Annotated in this window: 33 protein-coding genes; all 33 read right to left on the bottom strand. The window is 36.8% G+C overall.

Annotation, left to right across the window (positions count from 1 at the left end; translation table 11 throughout):
• Window positions 1-7 precede the first annotated feature (7 nt).
• Window positions 8-1,300: a phosphopyruvate hydratase gene (gene eno, locus FK004_RS08805; protein ID WP_108736939.1), complete on the bottom strand. Its 1,293-nt coding sequence runs from the start codon at window positions 1,298-1,300 to the stop codon at window positions 8-10.
• A gap of 174 nt (window positions 1,301-1,474) precedes the next feature.
• Window positions 1,475-2,587: a glutamine-hydrolyzing carbamoyl-phosphate synthase small subunit gene (gene carA / locus FK004_RS08800; protein ID WP_108736938.1), complete on the bottom strand. Its 1,113-nt coding sequence runs from the start codon at window positions 2,585-2,587 to the stop codon at window positions 1,475-1,477.
• A gap of 230 nt (window positions 2,588-2,817) precedes the next feature.
• Window positions 2,818-3,309, bottom strand: coding sequence for a 50S ribosomal protein L17 (gene rplQ, locus FK004_RS08795; protein WP_108736937.1), 492 nt, complete (start codon window positions 3,307-3,309; stop codon window positions 2,818-2,820).
• A gap of 38 nt (window positions 3,310-3,347) precedes the next feature.
• Window positions 3,348-4,340: a DNA-directed RNA polymerase subunit alpha gene (locus FK004_RS08790; RefSeq protein WP_108736936.1), complete on the bottom strand. Its 993-nt coding sequence runs from the start codon at window positions 4,338-4,340 to the stop codon at window positions 3,348-3,350.
• Window positions 4,341-4,361: 21 nt separating this feature from the next.
• Window positions 4,362-4,967, bottom strand: a complete 606-nt coding sequence (rpsD, locus tag FK004_RS08785; RefSeq protein ID WP_108736935.1) for a 30S ribosomal protein S4 — start codon at window positions 4,965-4,967, stop codon at window positions 4,362-4,364.
• A gap of 84 nt (window positions 4,968-5,051) precedes the next feature.
• The gene (rpsK, locus tag FK004_RS08780) at window positions 5,052-5,435 is read right to left on the bottom strand and encodes a 30S ribosomal protein S11 (protein WP_108736934.1); all 384 of its coding nucleotides are present in this window, start codon (window positions 5,433-5,435) and stop codon (window positions 5,052-5,054) included.
• An 8-nt stretch (window positions 5,436-5,443) separates the two neighbouring features.
• Window positions 5,444-5,818, bottom strand: a complete 375-nt coding sequence (gene rpsM / locus FK004_RS08775) for a 30S ribosomal protein S13 (RefSeq protein WP_108736933.1) — start codon at window positions 5,816-5,818, stop codon at window positions 5,444-5,446.
• Window positions 5,819-5,820: 2 nt separating this feature from the next.
• Window positions 5,821-5,937: a type B 50S ribosomal protein L36 gene (ykgO, locus tag FK004_RS08770; protein WP_108736932.1), complete on the bottom strand. Its 117-nt coding sequence runs from the start codon at window positions 5,935-5,937 to the stop codon at window positions 5,821-5,823.
• 12 nt (window positions 5,938-5,949) lie between these two features.
• A complete protein-coding gene (infA, locus tag FK004_RS08765) occupies window positions 5,950-6,165 on the bottom strand; it encodes a translation initiation factor IF-1 (protein ID WP_007136545.1) in 216 nt (71 codons plus the stop codon).
• A gap of 4 nt (window positions 6,166-6,169) precedes the next feature.
• Window positions 6,170-7,504, bottom strand: coding sequence for a preprotein translocase subunit SecY (gene secY / locus FK004_RS08760; RefSeq protein ID WP_108736931.1), 1,335 nt, complete (start codon window positions 7,502-7,504; stop codon window positions 6,170-6,172).
• A gap of 13 nt (window positions 7,505-7,517) precedes the next feature.
• Complete coding sequence (gene rplO / locus FK004_RS08755) at window positions 7,518-7,970, bottom strand: 50S ribosomal protein L15 (RefSeq protein ID WP_108736930.1); 453 nt, start codon at window positions 7,968-7,970, stop codon at window positions 7,518-7,520.
• A 12-nt stretch (window positions 7,971-7,982) separates the two neighbouring features.
• The gene (gene rpmD / locus FK004_RS08750) at window positions 7,983-8,165 is read right to left on the bottom strand and encodes a 50S ribosomal protein L30 (RefSeq protein ID WP_108736929.1); all 183 of its coding nucleotides are present in this window, start codon (window positions 8,163-8,165) and stop codon (window positions 7,983-7,985) included.
• Window positions 8,166-8,177: 12 nt separating this feature from the next.
• Window positions 8,178-8,702 carry a 30S ribosomal protein S5 gene (gene rpsE / locus FK004_RS08745; RefSeq protein WP_108736928.1) on the bottom strand — a complete coding sequence of 175 codons (525 nt, stop codon included), beginning with the start codon at window positions 8,700-8,702 and terminating at the stop codon, window positions 8,178-8,180.
• 6 nt (window positions 8,703-8,708) lie between these two features.
• Window positions 8,709-9,065: a 50S ribosomal protein L18 gene (gene rplR, locus FK004_RS08740; RefSeq protein ID WP_108736927.1), complete on the bottom strand. Its 357-nt coding sequence runs from the start codon at window positions 9,063-9,065 to the stop codon at window positions 8,709-8,711.
• Between the two features lie 11 nt (window positions 9,066-9,076).
• Window positions 9,077-9,619, bottom strand: a complete 543-nt coding sequence (gene rplF, locus FK004_RS08735) for a 50S ribosomal protein L6 (protein ID WP_108736926.1) — start codon at window positions 9,617-9,619, stop codon at window positions 9,077-9,079.
• A 15-nt stretch (window positions 9,620-9,634) separates the two neighbouring features.
• Window positions 9,635-10,033: a 30S ribosomal protein S8 gene (gene rpsH / locus FK004_RS08730; RefSeq protein ID WP_108736925.1), complete on the bottom strand. Its 399-nt coding sequence runs from the start codon at window positions 10,031-10,033 to the stop codon at window positions 9,635-9,637.
• Window positions 10,034-10,102: 69 nt separating this feature from the next.
• Window positions 10,103-10,372 (bottom strand): 30S ribosomal protein S14, encoded by a 270-nt coding sequence (rpsN, locus tag FK004_RS08725; protein ID WP_108736924.1) that lies wholly within the window; start codon window positions 10,370-10,372, stop codon window positions 10,103-10,105.
• Window positions 10,373-10,375: 3 nt separating this feature from the next.
• Complete coding sequence (gene rplE, locus FK004_RS08720; protein ID WP_108736923.1) at window positions 10,376-10,927, bottom strand: 50S ribosomal protein L5; 552 nt, start codon at window positions 10,925-10,927, stop codon at window positions 10,376-10,378.
• Between the two features lie 2 nt (window positions 10,928-10,929).
• Complete coding sequence (rplX, locus tag FK004_RS08715; protein WP_108738790.1) at window positions 10,930-11,244, bottom strand: 50S ribosomal protein L24; 315 nt, start codon at window positions 11,242-11,244, stop codon at window positions 10,930-10,932.
• 13 nt (window positions 11,245-11,257) lie between these two features.
• Window positions 11,258-11,626 (bottom strand): 50S ribosomal protein L14, encoded by a 369-nt coding sequence (gene rplN, locus FK004_RS08710; protein ID WP_007803649.1) that lies wholly within the window; start codon window positions 11,624-11,626, stop codon window positions 11,258-11,260.
• Window positions 11,627-11,628: 2 nt separating this feature from the next.
• Window positions 11,629-11,886, bottom strand: coding sequence for a 30S ribosomal protein S17 (gene rpsQ, locus FK004_RS08705; protein ID WP_108736922.1), 258 nt, complete (start codon window positions 11,884-11,886; stop codon window positions 11,629-11,631).
• Between the two features lie 17 nt (window positions 11,887-11,903).
• Window positions 11,904-12,095, bottom strand: coding sequence for a 50S ribosomal protein L29 (gene rpmC, locus FK004_RS08700; protein WP_108736921.1), 192 nt, complete (start codon window positions 12,093-12,095; stop codon window positions 11,904-11,906).
• A gap of 12 nt (window positions 12,096-12,107) precedes the next feature.
• A complete protein-coding gene (rplP, locus tag FK004_RS08695; RefSeq protein WP_108736920.1) occupies window positions 12,108-12,527 on the bottom strand; it encodes a 50S ribosomal protein L16 in 420 nt (139 codons plus the stop codon).
• 20 nt (window positions 12,528-12,547) lie between these two features.
• On the bottom strand, window positions 12,548-13,300 hold the full coding sequence (rpsC, locus tag FK004_RS08690; RefSeq protein ID WP_108736919.1) for a 30S ribosomal protein S3: 753 nt from the start codon (window positions 13,298-13,300) through the stop codon (window positions 12,548-12,550).
• Between the two features lie 8 nt (window positions 13,301-13,308).
• Complete coding sequence (rplV, locus tag FK004_RS08685; RefSeq protein WP_108736918.1) at window positions 13,309-13,719, bottom strand: 50S ribosomal protein L22; 411 nt, start codon at window positions 13,717-13,719, stop codon at window positions 13,309-13,311.
• Window positions 13,720-13,725: 6 nt separating this feature from the next.
• A complete protein-coding gene (rpsS, locus tag FK004_RS08680) occupies window positions 13,726-14,004 on the bottom strand; it encodes a 30S ribosomal protein S19 (RefSeq protein WP_014085019.1) in 279 nt (92 codons plus the stop codon).
• A 9-nt stretch (window positions 14,005-14,013) separates the two neighbouring features.
• Window positions 14,014-14,838 carry a 50S ribosomal protein L2 gene (gene rplB, locus FK004_RS08675; RefSeq protein WP_108736917.1) on the bottom strand — a complete coding sequence of 275 codons (825 nt, stop codon included), beginning with the start codon at window positions 14,836-14,838 and terminating at the stop codon, window positions 14,014-14,016.
• A 15-nt stretch (window positions 14,839-14,853) separates the two neighbouring features.
• Window positions 14,854-15,144, bottom strand: coding sequence for a 50S ribosomal protein L23 (rplW, locus tag FK004_RS08670; RefSeq protein ID WP_108736916.1), 291 nt, complete (start codon window positions 15,142-15,144; stop codon window positions 14,854-14,856).
• Window positions 15,145-15,150: 6 nt separating this feature from the next.
• The gene (gene rplD, locus FK004_RS08665) at window positions 15,151-15,780 is read right to left on the bottom strand and encodes a 50S ribosomal protein L4 (RefSeq protein ID WP_108736915.1); all 630 of its coding nucleotides are present in this window, start codon (window positions 15,778-15,780) and stop codon (window positions 15,151-15,153) included.
• Window positions 15,780-16,400, bottom strand: coding sequence for a 50S ribosomal protein L3 (gene rplC / locus FK004_RS08660; protein ID WP_108736914.1), 621 nt, complete (start codon window positions 16,398-16,400; stop codon window positions 15,780-15,782). The genes rplD and rplC overlap by 1 nt, the downstream gene beginning before the upstream one ends.
• A gap of 93 nt (window positions 16,401-16,493) precedes the next feature.
• On the bottom strand, window positions 16,494-16,799 hold the full coding sequence (gene rpsJ, locus FK004_RS08655) for a 30S ribosomal protein S10 (protein ID WP_108736913.1): 306 nt from the start codon (window positions 16,797-16,799) through the stop codon (window positions 16,494-16,496).
• Between the two features lie 11 nt (window positions 16,800-16,810).
• The gene (gene fusA / locus FK004_RS08650) at window positions 16,811-18,967 is read right to left on the bottom strand and encodes an elongation factor G (RefSeq protein ID WP_108736912.1); all 2,157 of its coding nucleotides are present in this window, start codon (window positions 18,965-18,967) and stop codon (window positions 16,811-16,813) included.
• A gap of 9 nt (window positions 18,968-18,976) precedes the next feature.
• Window positions 18,977-19,453, bottom strand: coding sequence for a 30S ribosomal protein S7 (gene rpsG, locus FK004_RS08645; protein WP_108736911.1), 477 nt, complete (start codon window positions 19,451-19,453; stop codon window positions 18,977-18,979).
• Window positions 19,454-19,479: the final 26 nt, after the last annotated feature.

The raw sequence follows: 19,479 nt of genomic DNA, 5'->3' as shown, positions 1-19,479 counted from the left end.
TACGCCATTATTTTACTTTAAAAGCATTCATTCCAGGAAAATAAGCTACATCGCCCAATTCTTCTTCAATACGAAGCAATTGATTGTATTTCGCCATACGGTCAGAACGTGACGCTGATCCTGTTTTAATCTGCCCGCAATTCAATGCTACAGCAAGATCCGCAATAGTTGTATCTTCAGTTTCTCCGGAACGGTGTGACATTACAGAAGTATATCCGGCATTGTGTGCCATATTAACCGCAGCAATTGTTTCGGTCAGAGTACCAATCTGGTTTACTTTAACCAAAATAGAATTAGCAATACCTTCATTAATACCTCTGGAAAGACGCTCTACATTCGTAACGAATAAATCATCTCCAACCAACTGTACTTTTTTACCGATTTTATCAGTAAGGTATTTCCATCCTGCCCAGTCATCTTCCTGCATTCCGTCTTCAATAGAAATGATTGGATATTTAGCTGCCAATTCTGCCAGGTAATCTGCCTGCTCTTCAGAAGTACGGATTTTTCCGGTTTCTCCTTCAAATTTAGTATAATCGTATTTACCGTTTACATAGAATTCAGAAGCTGCACAATCCAAAGCAATCATAACATCATCTCCAAAAACATATCCTGCATTTTCAACAGCTTTTTTGATAGAATCCAAAGCATCCTCAGTACCACCTGCAAGATTTGGCGCAAATCCACCTTCATCTCCTACAGCAGTACTCAATCCTCTGTCGTGCAATACTTTTTTCAGGTGGTGAAAAATTTCAGTCCCCATTTGCATAGCATGTGTAAAATCAGTTGCTTTTACAGGAAAAATCATAAATTCCTGAAATGCAATCGGAGCATCAGAATGCGATCCACCATTGATAATATTCATCATAGGCACTGGTAACGTATTGGCAGAAACCCCACCAATATAACGGTACAATGGTAACCCTAATTCGTTTGCTGCCGCTTTAGCAACCGCCAAAGAAACACCCAAAATAGCGTTCGCTCCTAAATTCGATTTATTAGGCGTACCATCTAAATCAATCATGATGCGATCTACCAGGTTTTGTTCAAAAACAGAAACCCCTAAAAGTTCTTCTGCAATTTTAGTATTTACATTCTCTACCGCTTTTGAAACTCCTTTGCCCAGATAAGCTTTCCCACCATCTCTCAATTCTACAGCTTCATGCTCTCCTGTTGATGCACCTGAAGGAACAGCTGCTCTTCCCAGAACACCATTTTCTGTAACAACATCTACTTCAACAGTTGGATTTCCTCTGGAGTCCAGAATTTGTCTTGCGTGAATTTTAATAATAATACTCATTGCGTTTGATTATTTAATAATTGTTATATCTAATTTTTCCGAAATGTATAAAATATATTGTACTTAAAAAAGGTATTTTCAGCAAATACCCCAAACTAAAAAATTCAAACGTTTTAGTTAATAAGTATTTTTAAACGAACGAATAGTAACGTTCTTTTTTAATCATAATAGGAATTAATTCGATCTTCCGTTATTGATATTTTCAATAAACTGATCAAACAGGTAAGTCGCATCCTGAGGACCTGGACTGGCTTCCGGGTGGTATTGCACCGAAAAGCAATTTTTACTCTTCATGCGCATCCCTGCTACCGTACCATCGTTGATATGGAAATGTGTAATTTCAAAATCAGGGTGATTTTCAGCTTCTTCTTTATTCACGGCGAAACCATGATTCTGAGAAGTGATCTCTCCTTTCCCTGTGATAACATTTTTAACCGGGTGGTTGATTCCACGGTGGCCATTGAACATTTTATATGTCGAAATACCATTCGCCAATGCGATCACCTGATGCCCTAAACAAATCCCGAATAATGGCTTGTCAGCAGACAGGATTTTCTGAGCTACTTCAATAGCCCCATACAAAGGATCCGGGTCACCAGGACCATTGGAAAGGAAATAGCCATCCGGATTGAATTCCGACATGATTTCGAAAGTCGTATCAAAAGGAAAAACTTTGACATAACAATCTCTCTTTACCAGGTTTCTGAGTATATTTTTCTTGATTCCTAAGTCTAAAGCAGCAATTTTATATTTGGCCGTTGGCTCTCCCACATAATAAGCTTCTTTGGCAGATACTTTTGAAGCAAGCTCCAATCCTTTCATGTCCGGAACTTTTGAAAGTTGCTCCTTCAATCCTTCAATATTCTCTGTATCTGTAGAAATAACAGCATTCATGGCACCATTATCACGGATATAACTTACCAGTGCACGGGTATCCACATCCGAAATAACCACGAGGTTTTGTTTGGCAAAATAATCCTGTAAGCTTTCTGTAGAATTTACACGGGAATGGGTGAAACTGAAATTTTTACACACCAATCCGGAGATCATAATTTTGTCAGACTCCACGTCTTCATCATTTACACCATAATTCCCAATGTGCGCATTGGTAGCCACCATGATCTGACCAAAATAAGACGGATCGGTGAATATTTCCTGGTATCCGGTCATTCCGGTATTAAAACATACTTCGCCAAAAACGGTTCCTTCGATACCGATAGATTTACCATAAAAAATGGTACCGTCATTCAATAATAGTATGGCTTGCTTGCGATTTGTGTATTTCATTTTGTGTTGTGTAGTTTCTGTGTGCAAATTTAATTAAAATTTACTTTTTATTATAAATTTCTAATCTTCTTTAATTCCGAAATAATCACGGCCGTATTTCAGTCATTCATCATTCATTACCAATGAGCTACAGCCGCTGGATAAGGCTGGCTGTCCCGATTTGGCAAAAAAAAAGGATAAACTCTTTAAAAAGTTTATCCTTAATTTGTATTAGAACATCATCTTCATGATTATTCTGCAGCATCAGTAGCATCAGGAGCTGTTTCAGCCGGAGCTTCAGCAACTGTTTCTTCTGCTTTTTTAGCTTTACCACCACGACGGCTTTTTGCTTTTTTAACTTCTTTTTTACCACCAGTGTAAAGTTCGTTAAAATCTACAAGTTCGATCATTGCCATATCAGCGTTATCCCCTAAACGATTACCTAATTTGATAATACGGGTATAACCACCTGGACGGTCACCTACTTTAGCAGCTACATCTCTGAACAAGTCAGTTACAGCATATTTGCTTCTTAAGTAAGCGAAAACGATACGTCTATTGTGAGTTGTGTCTTCTTTTGATTTTGTGATCAAAGGCTCTACGAATTGCTTAAGAGCTTTTGCTTTAGCGACAGTAGTGTTAATACGTTTGTGCTCGATTAGAGAACAAGCCATATTAGCCAACATAGATTTTCTATGCGCAGTCTGTCTGCTTAAATGGTTGAATTTTTTTCCGTGTCTCATTGCTATATTACAATTTAAACCTTTTTAAGGGTTTAGAATTATTCTTTATCTAATTTATATTTCGCTAAATCCATTCCGAAGTGTAAATTTTTAACAGCAACGAGCTCATCAAGCTCCGTTAAAGATTTTTTACCGAAGTTACGGAATTTCATTAAGTCATTTTTGTTGAATGACACTAAGTCGCCTAAAGTATCTACTTCTGCTGCTTTCAAACAGTTCAAAGCTCTTACAGAAAGGTCCATATCGACAAGCTTAGTTTTAAGCAATTGTCTCATATGTAAGGACTCTTCGTCATAAGATTCTGTCTGAGCGATTTCGTCAGCTTCAAGTGTTATTCTTTCATCAGAAAACAACATAAAGTGGTGAATCAATGTTTTTGCTGCTTCAGTCAGTGCATCTTTTGGGTTGATAGAACCGTCCGTTTTGATTTCGAAAACCAATTTTTCATAATCGGTTTTTTGTTCAACACGGAAGTTTTCAATTGCATACTTCACATTCTTTACCGGAGTAAAGATTGAATCTGTAAAAATTGTTCCAATTGCTGCGTTCTGTTTTTTATTCTCCTCTCCAGGCACATATCCTCTACCTTTTTCAATAGTCAACTCAAGATTAACATTTATTTTGCTGTCAAGGTTGCAGATCACAAGTTCCGGGTTTAACACCTGGAAACCAGAGATGAATTTTTGAAAATCACCAGCAGTAATTTGGTCTTTACCAGAAATTGAGATAGAAACAGATTCATTGTCTATATCTTCAATCTGACGTTTAAAACGAACTTGTTTTAAATTTAGGATAATTTCTGTAACATCTTCAACTACACCGGAAATCGTAGAAAATTCATGGTCTACTCCTTCTATACGAACAGATGTAATTGCGTATCCTTCAAGTGCAGAAAGAAGAACTCTTCTAAGCGCATTACCAACAGTCAATCCGTATCCAGGTTCTAAAGGTCGAAATTCAAATTTGCCTTCAAAATCGGTAGAATCGATCATGATAACTTTATCGGGTTTCTGAAAATTAAATATTGCCATATTTTAGACTGATCTCAGTTATTATTTGTTGTACAACTCAACGATAAGTTGTTCTTTAATGTTTTCTGGAATTTGAAGTCTTGCCGGTACAGAAACAAAAGTACCTTCTTTCAAATCATTATTCCAGGTAATCCATTCGTAAACATGACTAGAGTTAGATAATGAACGTTCGATAGCGTCAAGAGATTTTGATTTTTCACGAACTGCAACTTTATCGCCAGCTTTTAAATGGTAGGATGGGATGTTTACTAATTCACCGTTAACAGTGACATGTCTGTGAGAAACGATTTGTCTCGCAGCTCTTCTAGAAGGGGCAATACCCATTCTGAATACTACGTTGTCAAGACGTGCTTCACAAAGTTGTAATAAAACTTCACCAGTAACACCTTTGCTGCTTGATGCTTTTTCGAATAAGTTTCTGAATTGTTTTTCAAGAATTCCGTAGCTGTACTTCGCTTTTTGCTTTTCCATCAACTGAACTGCATATTCAGATTTCTTACCTCTTTTTTTAGCCATCCCGTGTTGTCCGGGTGGATAATTTCTTTTTTCGAAAGATTTGTCATCTCCGAAGATTGCTTCGCCAAATTTACGAGCAATTTTAGTTTTTGGACCAGTATATCTTGCCATTTCTAAAAAATAAAAAGGTAGGCGATTATGAATTCAGGTCTTATCCTCCGATAATCTTATACCTACCTAGGTTATACTATTAAATTATACTCTTCGTCTTTTTGGAGGACGACAACCATTATGTGGTAATGGAGTAACATCAATGATTTCAGTTACTTCAATTCCCCCATTGTGAAGTGAACGGATAGCAGACTCACGTCCGTTACCTGGGCCTTTCACATATACTTTAACTTTTTTAAGTCCCGCTTCAAGAGCAACTTTACTAGCGTCTTCTGCTGCCATCTGAGCTGCATACGGAGTGTTCTTTTTAGAACCTCTGAAACCCATTTTACCTGCTGAAGACCAAGAAATAACCTCACCTTTTTTGTTTGTTAACGAAATGATGATGTTGTTAAAAGTTGCACTAATATGAGCTTCACCCGTTGATTCAACGATAACTTTACGTTTTTTTACACTTGCTTTAGCCATACTACTTCTTATTTAGTTGCTTTTTTCTTGTTGGCAACTGTTTTTCTTTTACCTTTTCTTGTTCTAGAGTTGTTCTTAGTTCTCTGACCTCTTAATGGAAGTCCAGATCTATGACGAATACCTCTGTAACATCCGATATCCATTAAACGTTTGATGTTTAAGGAAATTTCCGAACGTAATTCTCCTTCAATTTTGAAAAATGATACTGCCTCACGGATTGCTCCAATTTGGTCATCATTCCAATCCTGAACTTTTGTATCTTGACTAACTTGAGCTTTTTCTAAAATCTCTATAGCTCTACTTTTACCAATTCCGAAGATATAGGTTAAAGCGATAACTCCTCTTTTGTTTTTAGGTATATCTACCCCTGCAATTCTTGCCATAACTATCCTTGTCTTTGTTTAAATCTAGGATTCTTTTTGTTAATTACGTACAATCTCCCTTTTCTTCGCACGATAACGCACTCGGGACTTCTTTTTTTAACTGATGCTCTTACTTTCATTGTGAATAGCCTTTAATATCTATAAGTAATTCTTGCTTTTGACAAATCATAAGGGCTCATTTCCAGTTTCACTTTATCACCTGGTAATAATTTGATGTAATGCATACGCATCTTTCCAGAAATATGAGCGATTACAATATGTCCGTTTTCTAATTCTACACGGAACATTGCATTTGACAATGCTTCAATAATTGATCCGTCTTGTTCTATTGCTGATTGTTTTGCCATGAAATTAAGCTACTGCTTTTCTGTTTTTACCACTCTTCATTAAACCATCATAATGTTTATTCAACAAATATGAATTGATCTGCTGAATAGTATCTATTGCAACTCCAACCATAATTAATAACGACGTACCTCCGTAAAACAAAGCCCATGAAGACTGAACTCCCATTATCGTTACAATGATCGCCGGGAACACGGCAATAAGAGCAAGGAATAATGATCCTGGGAATGTTATTAGTGACATCACTTTATCTAAAAATTCTGAGGTTTCAACTCCGGGCTTAACACCTGGAATAAATCCGCCACTTCTCTTTAAATCGTCTGCCATTTTATTGGTAGGTACCGTAATTGCGGTGTAAAAGTACGTAAAAACTATGATTAACAAAGCAAAAACTAAATTATACTGCCATCCGAATATATTCTGGAAGGCTGTAGTAACTGATTTTGCTGTGTCAGACGTTGATAATCCGGCTACTGCAGCAGGAATAAACATAATCGCCTGGGCAAAAATAATCGGCATAACACCGGATGCATTCAATTTTAATGGAATCCATTGTCTGTTTCCCTGCTCAAAATCACCGGAAGTCGTACGTCTTGCATACTGAACCGGGATCTTTCTCACTGCCATTACTAAAAGAATACAAGCGATGATGATTAATAGCCAAATGATTACTTCTAATACAATTAGCATCGGACCACCATTGTCTTCTGTTACACGTGAAGAGAACTCCTGAATAAATGCCTGAGGCATTCTGGCCAGAATTCCAACCATGATTAACAGTGAAATACCATTACCAATTCCTTTATCAGTAATTTTCTCTCCAAGCCACATAGCGAATATGGTACCTGTTACAAGAATCAAAACTGATGAGAACAAGAATGCAAAAGAATTAAAACCTAAAAGGAATGCATCTGCCGGAAGTGTCCGGTACAGATTGTAAATGTATCCAGGTCCCTGAACCAAAGTAATACCGATGGTTAACCATCGTGTAATCTGGTTCATTTTCTTTCTTCCGCTTTCTCCATCTTTCTGTAATTTCTGAAGATAAGGAATCGCAATTCCCATCAGTTGAACCACAATAGAGGCAGAGATATAAGGCATGATACCCAATGCAAATACAGATGCTTGCGAAAACGCACCACCTGTAAATACATCGATTAACCAACCAATTCCTTGATCTGTCTGATTTGATAAATTTTGTAATTTACTAGCGTCAATTCCTGGCAGTGTTACCTGAGCTCCAAATCGATAAACCAAAAGCAATCCTAAGGTTATTAAGATTCTGTTTTTCAGTTCTTCAATTTTCCAGACATTAACAATTGATTCAAAAAATTTCTTCATCCTGGTAGATAGATTACAATGTTACTGCTTCACCTCCGGCTGCTTCAATAGCGGCTTTTGCGGTTGCAGTAAATTTATGAGCAGTTACCTTCAATTTTGCTTTTAATTCTCCTCTTCCTAAAATCTTTACGATTTCATTTTTAGTAGCCAAACGGTTTGCAACAAAAACAGTCATATCAACAGTATCTGTAATAATTCCGTTATCAACTAATAGTTGAAGAGTATCTAAATTAACACCTTCGTAGTTTTTACGGTTGATGTTAGTGAAACCAAACTTAGGTACACGTCTTTGAAGTGGCATTTGCCCACCTTCAAATCCAATCTTTTTAGAATAACCAGAACGGGATTTTGCTCCTTTGTGACCTCTTGCAGAAGTACCACCTTTACCAGAACCTTCTCCTCTACCTAATCTTTTATTTTGATTATGTGTTGAACCTTCAGCCGGTTGTAAGTTACTTAAATTCATAACTATAAATTGTTATTTAGTTTCTTCTACAGAAACCAAGTGTTTAACTTTGTTTACCATTCCAAGGATAGCAGGATTTACATCATGTTCTACAACTTGTCCTACTTTGCGTAGACCTAAAGCTTCAAGTCCTCTTTTTTGAGTCAGTGGACAGTTGATTTTGCTTTTTACTTGTGTTACTTTTATCTTAGCCATAATTTCCTTGAATTAACCTTTAAATACTTTCTCTAAAGATACTCCTCTTTGTTTTGCAACAGTAAGAGCACTTCTCATTTGCAATAGCGCATCAAAAGTTGCTTTTACTACGTTATGAGGGTTCGAAGAACCTTGAGATTTTGATAATACATCATGAATTCCTACAGACTCAAGTACCGATCTAACAGCTCCACCAGCAATAACTCCTGTACCATGAGAGGCAGGAATTAAATTTACACGTGCACCACCAAATTTACCTTTTTGTTCATGAGGAACAGTTTGACTGTCCAGGGGAATTCTAACAAGATTCTTTTTAGCATCTTCCACTGCTTTCGCAATTGCTTCAGAAACATCTTTAGACTTACCTAAACCGTGACCAACAACACCGTTTTCATCACCTACAACTACAATAGCAGAAAAACCAAAAGCTCTACCTCCTTTTGTAACCTTAGTAACACGGTTTACACTAACCAAACGGTCTTTTAATTCAAGACCACTTGGTTTTACTAACTCTACATTTTTGTATTTATGATACATAATTTCTTAGAATTTAAGTCCAGCCGCTCTAGCGCCTTCTGCTAATGATTTAACACGACCGTGGTATAAATATCCACCTCTATCAAAGGTAACATTTTCAATTCCGGCTTTTATTGCTTTCTCTGCGATTAGTTTCCCAACAGCAGTTGCAGTTTCGATGCTTGTTACTTTTGTAGCACTGATTTCTTTTTCACGAGAAGATGCAGCGACTAAAGTAACACCATTTGCGTCGTCTATGAGCTGAGCATAGATTTCTTTATTACTTCTGAATACAGAAAGTCTTGGGTTTGCAGCAGTACCGCTTACAATTTTTCTGATTCTGAACTTGATTCTCTGTCTTCTTTCAGATTTTGTTAATGACATAATCTTATTTTTTAAGCTGATTTACCTGCTTTTCTTCTTAATACTTCACCTACAAACTTAACTCCTTTTCCTTTGTACGGTTCTGGTTTACGGAAACCTCTGATTTTCGCCGCAACCTGACCTAAAAGTTGTTTATCAAATGAAGTTAATTTTACGATTGGATTCTTACCTTTTTCAGATATCGTTTCCACTACAACTTCAGGAGCCACTTCTAAAACAATGTTATGAGAGAATCCTAAAGCCAAATCAAGTTTTTGCCCTTGATTTGAAGCTCTGTAACCAACTCCAACTAATTCCAGTTGTTTTGTAAAACCTTCAGATACACCAATAATCATGTTATTGATTAATGATCTGTACAATCCGTGTTTTGCTCTTTCGTCTTTATGATCAGAAGATCTTTCAACCTGAACCTGACCATCTTCAACTTTTACAGTTACATCAGAATATTCCTGTGTAAGTTGACCTAATTTTCCTTTAACAGTAATTATACCTTCAGCAACTTCAACAGTTACACCAGCAGGAACTACGATTGGATTTTTACCTATTCTTGACATCGTCTAGTCTTTTTATTAGTATACGTAACAAATTACTTCTCCACCAATATTCAATTGCTTAGCTTGTTTTCCAGTCATCAATCCTCTTGATGTAGAAACAATAGCAATACCTAATCCGTTAAGGATTCTTGGCAAGTTAGAAGCACCTGCATACTTACGTAGACCTGGTTTACTAATTCTTTGGATATCTTTGATTACAGGCTCTTTAGTATCTTTATCATACTTCAAAGCGATTTTGATGGACCCTTGTACAGAGTTATCATCAAATTTGTAACTAAGGATATATCCTTGATCAAATAAAATCTTAGTGATTTCTTTTTTAAGGTTAGATGCCGGGATTTCCACCACTTTGTGGTTTGCTGCCACAGCATTTCTAACTCTCGTTAAATAATCCGCAATAGGATCTGTATACATATTTATTAATTTGCGGTTCCGGTTTTCGCTATACTTTATATTGAACCTAAAACCAATTTATAATTGTTTTTACCAGCTGGCTTTTTTAACTCCTGGAATTAATCCATTATTAGCCATTTCACGGAAAGTTACACGTGAAAGACCGAACTGACGCATATACCCTCTTGGTCTTCCGGTTAATTTACAACGATTGTGCAAACGAACAGGAGAAGCATTTTTCGGTAATTTTTGTAAACCTTCAAAATCTCCAGCTTCTTTCAAAGCTTTTCTTTTTTCAGCGTATTTTTCTACCGTTTTTTGTCTCTTAACCTCACGGGCTTTCATTGATTCTTTAGCCATATCTTAATTCTTTTTAAAAGGTAATCCTAATTCCGCTAATAGTGACTTTGCTTCTTTATCTGTTTTCGCAGTAGTTACAAAGGTAATATCCATTCCTGAGATTTTGTTTACTTTATCAATATCAATTTCAGGGAAAATGATTTGCTCCAAAACACCAAGGTTGTAGTTACCTCTACCGTCAAAACCAGTAGCTTTGATTCCGCTAAAGTCTCTTACACGTGGCAAAGAAGATGTAATCAACCTATCAAGGAATTCATACATTTTTTCTCCACGTAAAGTTACTTTTGCTCCAATTGGCATTCCTTTTCTCAATTTGAAAGACGCAACGTCTTTTTTAGAGATTGTAGAAACCGCTTTTTGCCCGGTAATCTTAGTCAACTCATCAACAGCATAATCGATTAATTTCTTATCAGATACTGCTGCACCAACTCCACGGCTTAAAACGATTTTTTCAAGTTTAGGAACTTGCATTACGTTTTTATAACCGAATTCTTCTTTAAGGGCAGAGATAACTCTGTCCTTATATTCTTGTTTTAGTCTAGGTATATAAGCCATCACTATAGTACTTCTTTAGATTTTTTTGAAAATCTTACTTTCTTATCTCCTTCAGTTTTTATTCCAACTCTTGTAGCTTCCTTTGTTTTAGGATCTATAAGAGAAATGTTTGAAATATTAATTGAAGCTTCTTTCTTAACGATACCACCTTGAGGGTTTTTAGCACTTGGTTTCGTATGTTTCGATACCATGTTTACACCTTCAACAATCGCTTTATTTTTCTCACGATATACTCTTAAAACTTTACCTTCAGCACCTTTATGGTCTCCGGTAATTACTCTAACGATATCTCCTGATTTTATTTTTAGCTTTATCATCATTACTAAAGAATTAAAGCACTTCAGGTGCTAATGATACAATTTTCATGAATTGTTTTTCACGAAGTTCTCTTGCAACCGGACCAAAAACGCGAGTTCCTCTCATTTCACCAGCAGCATTCAACAATACACATGCGTTATCGTCAAATCTGATATATGAACCGTCGGCTCTTCTCACTTCTTTTTTGGTACGTACAACAACTGCAGTTGAAACAGCACCTTTTTTAACGTTACCGTTAGGTGTTGCATCTTTAATAGATACTACAATTTTATCTCCAACAGAGGCATAACGTCTTTTCGTTCCTCCAAGCACACGGATAGTCAAAACTTCTTTTGCTCCCGTGTTATCTGCTACTTTTAATCTTGATTCCTGTTGTACCATAATTACTTAGCTCTTTCAATGATTTCAACTAATCTCCAACATTTTGATTTACTTAAAGGACGTGTTTCACTAATCCTTACTGTATCACCAATATTGCAGTCGTTTGTTTCGTCGTGTGCAACATATTTCTTTGTTTTCAACACGAACTTACCGTATAACGGGTGTTTTACTCTTCTTACTTCCGCAACTACAATAGATTTCTCCATTTTGTTACTTGTAACAACACCAACTCTCTCTTTTCTTAAATTTCTTTTTTCCATCTTTCAGCAGAATACAATTATTGTAACTCTCTTTTGCTTAACTCAGTGGCTACTCTAGCAACTGATCTTCTTACTCCTCTTATTTGAAGCGGATTCTCAATTGGTGATATAGCGTGAGCTATTTTTAGGTCGGCATATGTCTTCTTTAACTGACTAAGTTTCTCTTGCAACTCAGCTGCAGATAGATCTTTTATTTCTGATTGTTTCATAATAATAATTGATTATGCTTCGAAATCTCTAGCAACGATAAACTTAGTTTTAACTGGAAGTTTTTGTGCTGCAAGACGCAAAGCTTCTTTAGCAACAGACAAAGGTACACCTCCAACTTCAAACATAATTCTTCCAGGTTTAACAACTGCAGCCCAAAATTCAACTGCACCTTTACCTTTACCCATACGTACCTCAAGAGGCTTCTTAGTGATAGGTTTGTCCGGGAATATTTTAATCCATAATTGTCCTTCTCTTTTCATAAAACGAGTTGCAGCGATACGAGCAGCCTCGATTTGACGTGAAGTTAAAAAAGATGAATCTAAAGATTTAATACCAAACATTCCATTAGAAAGCTCATGTCCTCTTTGAGAAACGCCTTTCATTCTACCTTTCTGTACCTTACGGTATTTTGTTCTTTTAGGCTGTAACATTTTTTCTTTAGTTTAAAAATTTACTTTCTTTTACGAGCGTCTGGTTTCCCACCTTTGTTAAAGTTAGATTTCCCACGAGGAGCATCTCCACCTTTACCATTTCCGGCTTGTTTTTTATCCATTCCAACTAGTGGAGACAGATCTCTTTTTCCATAAACTTCGCCTTTCATGATCCACACTTTGATACCCATTCTACCGTAAGTAGTATGTGCTTCAGCAAGTGCATAATCAATGTCAGCTCTGAAAGTTGATAGAGGAATTCTACCTTCTTTGAACATTTCTGAACGTGCCATTTCAGCACCGTTCAAACGACCTGAAATCATCACTTTAATCCCTTCAGCATTCATACGAATTGCTGCTGCGATTGCCATTTTGATTGCTCTTCTGTATGAAATACGACTTTCAATCTGACGAGCGATACTAGTACCTACTAAGTAAGCATCCAGTTCTGGTCTTTTAATTTCAAAGATGTTAATTTGAACCTCTTTGTCAGTAATTTTCTTAAGTTCTTCTTTCAACTTGTCTACCTCTTGGCCACCTTTTCCGATAATAATACCAGGTCTTGCAGTAGTGATAGTAACGGTTACAAGTTTCAAAGTTCTCTCGATGATTACTTTTGATACACTAGCTTTTGATAAACGAGCGTGGATATACTTTCTGATTTTGTGATCCTCAGCAAGCTTATCGCCGTAATCATTTCCACCATACCAGTTTGAATCCCATCCTCTAATGATACCAAGGCGATTTCCAATCGGATTTGTCTTTTGTCCCATACTGTTTATTAATTACTTTGTGTGTTATTGATAGCTCCCAAAACGATTGTTACGTGATTGGAACGTTTTCTTATTCTATGTGCGCGACCTTGTGGCGCAGGACGAAGTCTTTTCAACATCATCCCACCATCAACACGGATCTCTTTAACTATCAAACCAGCTTCTTCAAGATTTGCTTCTGCGTTTTTAGCTTGCCAGTTAGCAATAGCTGATAACAACAATTTCTCTAATTTACGAGAAGCTTCTTTAGAACTAAATCTTAATATATTAAGTGCTCTTTCAATTTTCTGACCTCTTACCAAGTCTGCTACTAAGCGCATTTTTCTAGGTGAAGTAGGGCAGTTATTCAATTTTGCAAAAGCAATCTGCTTGTTAGCTTCTTTAGTCTGCTCTGCTCTTTCTCTTTTACGAACTCCCATAGCTTCTTATTTTTTACCTTTATTTTTTGCTCCAGCGTGACCTCTAAAAGATCGTGTTGGTGAAAACTCTCCTAATTTATGACCTACCATGTTTTCTGTTACGTAAACCGGTACAAACTGACGACCATTATGTACTGCGATAGTCTGTCCAACGAAATCAGGAGTAATCATAGAAGCTCTAGACCAGGTCTTAACAACTCCTTTATTCCCTTTTTCAATGTTTTCTTGAACTTTCTTATCTAATTTATAGTGTACAAAAGGTCCTTTTTTTAATGAACGTGCCATATCTTCTTATTATTTCTTTCTACGTTCTACGATATACTTGTTACTCGGGTTTTTCTTAGAACGAGTTCTATAACCTTTAGAAGGTACTCCGTTTCTTGAACGTGGATGACCTCCAGAAGAACGTCCTTCACCACCACCCATTGGGTGATCGACAGGGTTCATTGCAACTGGTCTTGTTCTAGGTCTTCTACCCAACCATCTTGATCTACCTGCTTTACCAGATACAACCAACTGGTGGTCAGAATTAGAAACAGCTCCAATTGTAGCAGAACAAGTAAGCAAGATTAATCTTGTTTCACCTGAAGGCATTTTAATTGTTGCATATTTCCCATCTCTTGCCATTAATTGAGCAAATGTACCAGCAGAACGAGCAATAACTGCTCCCTGACCTGGACGCAACTCAATACATGAAATAACAGTTCCTAAAGGAATTCTGCTTAATGGCAATGTATTACCAATTTCCGGTGCAGATTCAGGACCAGAAACTACTTTCTGACCTACTTGCAATCCATTTTGAGCGATAATGTACGTTTTCTCACCATCAGCATAAGCCAACAAAGCGATAAAAGCTGTACGATTCGGATCATATTCAATTGATTTCACAGAAGCTGGAATTCCAACTTTAGTTCTTTTGAAATCAATGATACGATATCTCTGTTTGTGACCACCACCCGTATAACGCATGGTCATCTTTCCTTGACTATTTCTACCTCCTGAGTTTTTTATCGGTGCTATCAAAGAGCGCTCCGGCTTATCAGTTGTAATGGCGTCAAAACCATTCACAACTCTAAAACGCTGACCAGGGGTAATAGGTTTTAATTTTCTTACTGACATTTTCCTATCTTATTTCTAGATATTGTTGTAAAAATCGATTGTTTCTCCTTCTTGTACTTGTACAATTGCTTTCTTGAAAGCATTTGTCTTTCCACTGATTAAACCACTTTTGGTGTATTTAGTTGTTCTATCCGGTCTTACGTTCATCGTATTGACATTCACAACAGTAACTCCATAAGCTGCCTCAATAGCATTCTTAATCTGAATTTTGTTTGCTTTTCTGTCTACAACAAAACCAAAGCGGTTAAAAACTTCACTTTCCTTGGTGATTTTTTCTGTTATTATAGGTTTAATTATGATACTCATGGCCTATTATTTGCTTAAATTTTCTTCAATTCCTTCTAAAGAACTCTCTAAAAGTACTAAATTATTCGCATTTAAAATAGCGTAAGTACTTAATTCTGAGTTAGTTATAACACTAGACGCCTTCAAATTGCGTGAGGACAAATATACATTTTTATTTGACTCTCCCAACACAAATAGGGATTTTTTATTCTCTAACCCTAAAGATTTCAAAACGTTAATGAAATTTTTAGTATTTGGTGTTTCGAAATTAAAATCTTCTACTACGATCAAATTTGATTCTTGTGCTTTAATACTGAAAGCTGATTTTCTAGCAAGTCTCTTTAAGTTCTTATTCAATTTAAATGAATAACTTCTTGGTCTTGGTCCAAAAACTGTACCTCCACCTTTAAACAAAGGGTTTTTTGCACTACCGGCACGAGCAGTACCAGTTCCTTTTTGTTTTTTAATCTTACGTGTACTTCCGGCAACTTCAGCTCTTTCTTTAGCTTTGTGAGTTCCTTGTCTTTGATTAGCTAAGTATTGCTTAACATCTAGATATACAGCGTGCTTATTAGGCTCTATTGCGAATACTGAATCAGAAAGAGTGATCGTTCTGCCAGTTTCTTTTCCGTTGAAATTTAAAACTTTTACTTCCATTACTTCTGAATGATTACATAAGAGTTTTTGTGTCCAGGAACACATCCTTTAATCACAAGTAAATTCTTATCAGAAACTACTTTTAAAACTCTAAGGTTTTGAATTGTTACATTGTCTCCTCCCATTCTTCCTGCCATACGCATTCCCTTGAATACTCTTGACGGATAAGATGATGCTCCAACAGATCCAGGCGCTCTCAAACGGTTGTGCTGACCGTGAGTTGCTTGTCCAACACCACCAAAACCGTGACGTTTAACAACCCCTTGAAAACCTTTACCTTTTGATACTCCTTGAACGTCTACAAACTCACCTTCCTGAAAAAGATCTACAGTGATAACATCACCTAATTTGTGCTCTGTTTCGAAATACTTGAATTCAACGACTTTTTTCTTAGCAGAAGTTCCCGCTTTCTTAAAGTGACCTGCGTCAGCTTTAGTAACGTGTTTTTCTGATTTTTTGTCATCGAAACCAAGTTGAAACGCTTCATACCCGTCAACCTCATTGGTTCTGACTTGGGTAACAACGCATGGTCCAGCTTCGATTACTGTACAAGGAATGTTTTTCCCGTTTTCGTCGAAAATGCTAGTCATGCCGATTTTTTTACCAATTAACCCAGACATAAATATTAATTATTAATTATTAAATATTAAATTAGAAACAGGAGTCTGAAATCATACAATTTCAGACTCCCAATTTTCTGAACTTACTTTTACTTATACTTTGATCTCTACTTCAACTCCGCTTGGCAACTCTAATTTCATTAGAGCGTCAATAGTTTTTGATGAAGAGCTGTAAATATCCAACAATCTCTTGTATGACATTACTTCAAATTGCTCTCTTGATTTTTTGTTTACGTGTGGAGAACGTAAAACAGTAAAAATCTTTTTGTGAGTTGGTAAAGGAATAGGACCTGTTACCACTGCACCTGTACTCTTTACAGTTTTTACAATCTTTTCAGCAGACTTGTCTACCAAACTGTGATCGTAAGATTTTAATTTTATTCTGATTTTTTGACTCATTTTCTTTTGAATTAAGCGTTTCCTTTTGCTTTTTTGATAACTGCTTCTGAAATATTAGAAGGCGTTTCAGCATAGTGCGAGAACTCCATTGTAGAAGTTGCTCTACCTGATGATAACGTTCTTAACGTTGTTACATAACCAAACATTTCTGATAATGGAACATCCGCTTTGATTGTTTTAGCACCATTTCTATCACCCATGTCATTCACCTGACCTCTACGACGGTTAATATCACCTACGATATCTCCCATGTTTTCTTCTGGTGTAATAACCTCCATTTTCATGATTGGCTCAAGAATAATTGCTCCAGCAGCTTTAGCTACTTCTCTATACCCCATTCTAGCAGCTAACTCAAAAGAAAGCGCATCTGAATCGACAGGGTGGAAAGATCCGTCAGTTAAAGTTACTTTTAAACTATCAACCTGATATCCTGCTAAAGGACCAGTTTTCATAGCCTCACGGAAACCTTTCTCTACAGATGGAATATATTCCTTAGGAACGTTACCACCTTTTACCGCATTAACAAACTGTAACCCAACAGGCACTTTTCCATCAACTTCATCAGCTGGCTCAAGTGTAAATACGATATCACCGAATTTACCACGACCTCCTGATTGTTTTTTGTATGTTTCCCTGTGTTGAGCAGATTTTGTAAATGCTTCTTTATATTCAACCTGAGGCTCACCTTGGTTCACTTCAACTTTGAATTCACGTTTCATACGATCCACCAAGATATCCAAGTGAAGCTCACCCATACCAGAGATAATCGTCTGACCTGAAGCTTCATCAGTTCTTACTGTAAACGTAGGATCTTCCTCAGCTAATTTAGCCAAAGCCATACCCATTTTATCAACGTCTGCTTTAGTTTTAGGCTCAATTGCGATACCAATTACCGGAGCAGGGAATTTCATACTTTCAAGAATGATTGGGTGTTTTTCATCACACAATGTATCACCAGTTTTGATATCCTTAAATCCAACTGCCGCACCAATATCTCCAGCTTCGATATACTCGATTGGATTTTGCTTGTTAGCGTGCATTTGGTAGATACGAGAAATTCTTTCTTTATTTCCAGAACGGGTATTCAATACATAAGAACCTGCATCTAAACGACCAGAATAAGCACGGAAGAAAGCCAAACGACCTACGAATGGGTCAGTAGCGATTTTAAATGCCAAAGCCGAAAAAGGCTCTTTTACATCTGGACGACGCAAGATTTTAGTTTGATCTTCTTCTAACAAATCAACATCATCAGGATCAATACCTTCGATACCTTCTTTGTCCATCGGAGATGGCAAGTATTTACATACTGCATCCAGCATAAACTGAACTCCTTTGTTTTTGAAAGAAGATCCGGCAATCATAGGAATGATAGCCATATCAATAGTCGCAGCTCTTAGAGCAACGTTAATCTCATCCTCAGTAATAGAATTCTCATCCTCCATGTACTTATCTAACAATTGCTCATCATAATCAGCAACCGCTTCAATAAGGATAGATCTGTACTCTTTTACTTCAGCCAACATATCCTCTGGAATAGGCACGATATCAAAAGTTGCCCCTTGAGTTTCGTCATGCCAGATAATAGCCTGGTTTTTTACTAAATCAACAACACCTTTAAAATCATTCTCCTCACCAATTGGCAAAGTGATCGCTACTGCGTTTGATTTTAACATGTCTCTAACTTGCTGACATACATTCAAAAAGTTAGATCCCTGACGGTCCATTTTATTAACAAACCCCATACGAGGCACTCTATATTGATCAGCAAGTCTCCAGTTAGTTTCAGATTGTGGCTCAACACCATCAACTGCACTAAAAAGGAAAACCAAACCATCCAATACCCTTAAAGAACGGTTTACCTCTACGGTAAAATCAACGTGTCCTGGAGTATCAATAATATTAAAGTGATAAGGCAATGTTTCCGGAAGCGGCTTTCCTTGTTCAGTTGGAAAGTTCCACTCACAAGTAGTCGCTGCAGAAGTAATAGTAATACCTCTTTCCTGCTCCTGTGCCATCCAGTCCATTGTTGCAGCACCATCGTGCACCTCACCAATTTTGTGTGATTTACCAGTATAAAAAAGAATACGCTCTGTTGTTGTTGTTTTACCAGCATCAATGTGAGCAGCAATTCCTATATTTCTTGTATATTTTAAATCTCTTGCCATTTCTTATGATTAAAATCTAAAGTGAGAGAATGCTTTGTTTGCTTCAGCCATTTTATGAGTATCCATTCTCTTTTTAACGGCAGCACCTTCTTCTTTAGCCGCAGCTAAAACTTCAGAAGCTAGTTTCTGAGCCATAGATTTCTCATTTCTTCTACGTGCATAAAGTATCATCCACTTCATTGCCATAGAGATTTTTCTGTCTGGTCTGATTTGCATTGGGATTTGGAATGTTGCTCCACCTACTCTACGGCTACGTACTTCTACGTGAGGCATAACGTTAGTTAAAGCGTCTTTCCAGATTTCTAATGCTGATTTCTCAGCATCTTGTTTCTTAGCTTCTACGATGTCAATTGCATCATAAAATACTTTAAAAGCTGTTGATTTCTTACCATCCCACATTAAGTTATTCACAAAACGCGTTACCAATTGATCATTAAATCTTGGATCTGGCAAAAGCGGTCTTTTTTTGGCCTGTCTTTTTCTCATGTCTTTACTTTAAAAGTCTTTTTAAA

This window comes from Flavobacterium kingsejongi, from assembly GCF_003076475.1.
GTDB lineage: Bacteria > Bacteroidota > Bacteroidia > Flavobacteriales > Flavobacteriaceae > Flavobacterium > Flavobacterium kingsejongi.
The sequence above is the reverse complement of the archived record's forward strand: the minus strand, read 5'-3'. Positions and strand labels throughout refer to the sequence as shown.

Bases quoted from the DNA above. Each gene is read 5' to 3' on its own strand.
- rpmD (WP_108736929.1), bottom strand. From the start codon at position 8,165: ATGGCTAAGATAAAAGTAACACAAGTAAAAAGCAAAATCAACTGTCCA.
- secY (WP_108736931.1), bottom strand. From the start codon at position 7,504: ATGAAGAAATTTTTTGAATCAATTGTTAATGTCTGGAAAATTGAAGAA.
- rplV (WP_108736918.1), bottom strand. From the start codon at position 13,719: ATGGGAGTTCGTAAAAGAGAAAGAGCAGAGCAGACTAAAGAAGCTAAC.
- rpsS (WP_014085019.1), bottom strand. From the start codon at position 14,004: ATGGCACGTTCATTAAAAAAAGGACCTTTTGTACACTATAAATTAGAT.
- rplN (WP_007803649.1), bottom strand. From the start codon at position 11,626: ATGGTACAACAGGAATCAAGATTAAAAGTAGCAGATAACACGGGAGCA.
- carA (WP_108736938.1), bottom strand. From the start codon at position 2,587: ATGAAATACACAAATCGCAAGCAAGCCATACTATTATTGAATGACGGT.
- rpsQ (WP_108736922.1), bottom strand. From the start codon at position 11,886: ATGGAAAAAAGAAATTTAAGAAAAGAGAGAGTTGGTGTTGTTACAAGT.
- fusA (WP_108736912.1), bottom strand. From the start codon at position 18,967: ATGGCAAGAGATTTAAAATATACAAGAAATATAGGAATTGCTGCTCAC.
- infA (WP_007136545.1), bottom strand. From the start codon at position 6,165: ATGGCAAAACAATCAGCAATAGAACAAGACGGATCAATTATTGAAGCA.
- rplP (WP_108736920.1), bottom strand. From the start codon at position 12,527: ATGTTACAGCCTAAAAGAACAAAATACCGTAAGGTACAGAAAGGTAGA.
- rpmC (WP_108736921.1), bottom strand. From the start codon at position 12,095: ATGAAACAATCAGAAATAAAAGATCTATCTGCAGCTGAGTTGCAAGAG.
- rpsC (WP_108736919.1), bottom strand. From the start codon at position 13,300: ATGGGACAAAAGACAAATCCGATTGGAAATCGCCTTGGTATCATTAGA.
- rpsH (WP_108736925.1), bottom strand. From the start codon at position 10,033: ATGTATACAGATCCTATTGCGGATTATTTAACGAGAGTTAGAAATGCT.
- rpsD (WP_108736935.1), bottom strand. From the start codon at position 4,967: ATGGCAAGATATACTGGTCCAAAAACTAAAATTGCTCGTAAATTTGGC.
- rpsN (WP_108736924.1), bottom strand. From the start codon at position 10,372: ATGGCTAAAGAATCAATGAAAGCCCGTGAGGTTAAGAGACAAAAAACG.
- rpsM (WP_108736933.1), bottom strand. From the start codon at position 5,818: ATGGCAAGAATTGCAGGGGTAGATATACCTAAAAACAAAAGAGGAGTT.
- rpsE (WP_108736928.1), bottom strand. From the start codon at position 8,702: ATGTATCATAAATACAAAAATGTAGAGTTAGTAAAACCAAGTGGTCTT.
- rplX (WP_108738790.1), bottom strand. From the start codon at position 11,244: ATGATAAAGCTAAAAATAAAATCAGGAGATATCGTTAGAGTAATTACC.
- FK004_RS08790 (WP_108736936.1), bottom strand. From the start codon at position 4,340: ATGGCAATATTTAATTTTCAGAAACCCGATAAAGTTATCATGATCGAT.
- rplQ (WP_108736937.1), bottom strand. From the start codon at position 3,309: ATGAGACACGGAAAAAAATTCAACCATTTAAGCAGACAGACTGCGCAT.
- rpsK (WP_108736934.1), bottom strand. From the start codon at position 5,435: ATGGCTAAAGCAAGTGTAAAAAAACGTAAAGTTATCGTTGAATCAACG.
- rplO (WP_108736930.1), bottom strand. From the start codon at position 7,970: ATGAATTTAAGTAACTTACAACCGGCTGAAGGTTCAACACATAATCAA.
- rplC (WP_108736914.1), bottom strand. From the start codon at position 16,400: ATGTCTGGGTTAATTGGTAAAAAAATCGGCATGACTAGCATTTTCGAC.
- rplB (WP_108736917.1), bottom strand. From the start codon at position 14,838: ATGTCAGTAAGAAAATTAAAACCTATTACCCCTGGTCAGCGTTTTAGA.
- rpsG (WP_108736911.1), bottom strand. From the start codon at position 19,453: ATGAGAAAAAGACAGGCCAAAAAAAGACCGCTTTTGCCAGATCCAAGA.
- rpsJ (WP_108736913.1), bottom strand. From the start codon at position 16,799: ATGAGTCAAAAAATCAGAATAAAATTAAAATCTTACGATCACAGTTTG.
- rplW (WP_108736916.1), bottom strand. From the start codon at position 15,144: ATGAGTATCATAATTAAACCTATAATAACAGAAAAAATCACCAAGGAA.
- rplR (WP_108736927.1), bottom strand. From the start codon at position 9,065: ATGTCATTAACAAAATCTGAAAGAAGACAGAGAATCAAGTTCAGAATC.
- rplF (WP_108736926.1), bottom strand. From the start codon at position 9,619: ATGTCAAGAATAGGTAAAAATCCAATCGTAGTTCCTGCTGGTGTAACT.
- rplE (WP_108736923.1), bottom strand. From the start codon at position 10,927: ATGGCTTATATACCTAGACTAAAACAAGAATATAAGGACAGAGTTATC.
- eno (WP_108736939.1), bottom strand. From the start codon at position 1,300: ATGAGTATTATTATTAAAATTCACGCAAGACAAATTCTGGACTCCAGA.
- rplD (WP_108736915.1), bottom strand. From the start codon at position 15,780: ATGGAAGTAAAAGTTTTAAATTTCAACGGAAAAGAAACTGGCAGAACG.
- ykgO (WP_108736932.1), bottom strand. From the start codon at position 5,937: ATGAAAGTAAGAGCATCAGTTAAAAAAAGAAGTCCCGAGTGCGTTATC.